The sequence below is a fragment of the Moorena sp. SIO2C4 genome (assembly GCF_010672485.1).
In the GTDB taxonomy this organism is placed as follows: domain Bacteria; phylum Cyanobacteriota; class Cyanobacteriia; order Cyanobacteriales; family Coleofasciculaceae; genus Moorena; species Moorena producens.
The window spans coordinates 1-1,815 of record NZ_JAAHGN010001300.1; the positions used below are offsets into that span (position 1 = coordinate 1).

3 protein-coding genes are annotated in these 1,815 nt (G+C 39.7%); 1 reads left to right on the forward strand and 2 read right to left on the reverse strand.

The window, feature by feature from the left end; all coding sequences use genetic code 11:
• Together F6K20_RS36840 and F6K20_RS36845 are read right to left on the reverse strand one after the other, a co-directional pair.
• The coding region (locus F6K20_RS36840; protein WP_287298170.1) for an Rpn family recombination-promoting nuclease/putative transposase at positions 1 to 303 on the reverse strand (303 nt) is incomplete at its 3' end.
• Positions 304 to 408: 105 nt separating this feature from the next.
• Entirely contained in the window at positions 409 to 1,272 is an 864-nt protein-coding gene (locus F6K20_RS36845) for an Rpn family recombination-promoting nuclease/putative transposase (RefSeq protein WP_287298172.1), read from the reverse strand.
• Between the two features lie 253 nt (positions 1,273 to 1,525).
• On the opposite strand from F6K20_RS36845, the gene F6K20_RS36850 reads away from it, so the two are divergent.
• On the forward strand, positions 1,526 to 1,815 hold a 290-nt coding region (locus tag F6K20_RS36850; protein WP_287298173.1), incomplete at its 3' end, for a hypothetical protein.

Here is a 1,815-nt window from a genome sequence, read left to right on the forward strand (position 1 = left end):
GTAAATCACCACACCACGCCAATCATTGCTGATTTGGTTTTTGTTTAAGTACAGAAAAATTTCGCTAAAGAAGCGGGAGTAAAATTGATAGTCCCTCTGAAATTGGACTTCTACAAAATAAATCGGTGATTGGGCTGTAGTGGTGGTGGGCAGAAAAACTCCATCAATTCTAAAAGCTAGTTGTTTAACTTCCACAGAGGCGAATTGATAAGCTTGTGCTTCTGTAGGGGAATGGTTAATTAATTCAAAGAAGATGCTGGGAAACGATTGAAACAGGCGATAGAAGATGGTATCGGTTTTCACATTTATGTCATTACTTAACTATAGCTATAGTAATGGTAATGGGTAATGGGTCACCCGCGTAAACCCACCTAGTTCCCATTACCTAACTATGGGATGGTTTTTATTTCAACTATCAGAAGACTGCTGGATCACCTTTGTAACTTGTTCAACCTCTAATTCTAAAGCTTGGGCAACTTGTTCTACGGTTAACCCCAAAGCTAACAACCGAGGTATGGACTCTAATTTGCCTTGAATTATACCTTCAAGTCTCCCTGCTTGTATACCTTCAAGTCTCCCTGCTTGTATACCTTCAAGCCTACCTGCTTGTATGCCTTCTGCTAAAGCCTCCTGATAAACTTTGGTTTGCCGTAAATCACTTAAGCTAAACATCGCTTCGATCTCCGTGCGACTGAGTAGTGGTAACTTATACACCAGTATGGTCTCTATTAATTGTAGAAGTTCTCGCTTTTGTCTTTCATTGTCTATCTCCTCAGTGGTTCGTTGAATCAAGTCTTGAGCAAGTGAGATCGCAGAATCTTCCTCGGTGACAATTAGCTGTACTGTAGCTATACCTACTGATGGTGCAGGGGTCTCGGCTAATTCATCGAGATAAATCCGAGATACCCTTGGAGAATCCAGTAATTCAAGATATTGTTGAGTTGCTCCTTTATCCACATTGCGGCTCGGGTAAATCACCACACCACGCCAATCATTGCTGATTTGGTTTTTGTTTAAGTACAGAAAAATTTCGCTAAAGAAGCGGGAGTAAAATTGATAGTCCCTCTGAAATTGGACTTCTACAAAATAAATCGGTTGTTGGGCTGTAGTGGTGGTGGGCAGGAATACTCCATCAATTCTAAAAGCTAGTTGTTTAACTTCCACAGAGGCGAATTGATAAGCTTGTGCTTCTGTAGGGGAATGGTTAATTAATTCAAAAAAGATACTGGGAAACGATTGGAACAGGCGATAGAATATGGTATCGGTTTTCACATTCAGCTCATTATTTAACTTTACCTATATCTATAGTAACACAAATAGTAATGGTAATGGTAATCAAAAAATATAATCGAGAATGTAGTTAAACCATAGACAAGCAGGGAAACCGCCCGTATATGGATGTATACTTGGCATGGAGTGAAATACTATACCCTAGAGGCGGTTGTTAGTCAAATCAGACAGAATCAGACCTCAAAAAATCCCATAACCCATTACCTATTACCCACTACCTATTACCTAAAAAAAAATGATTCAAAACTTACTATCCCAAATCAGCCAGCAGCTTCAGAAAGAACTAACTGACGACATCTCCCAAGGTCAAATAGAAATTGTTGTTGCCCCCATTACCGAATCACCAACAAAATTACCACACATCAGCATCTATCCTGGTAAATGGGAAATTGCCTCAACATTTAGAGCAACCCATCCACAACAGTTACATCCGGAGCAACAAAACCCCACCATAATTACTACATCCAGGGAATTTAAACAAGAGTTTTTCATCGATATCTGTGACGCTGACCTAACTAACTTAGA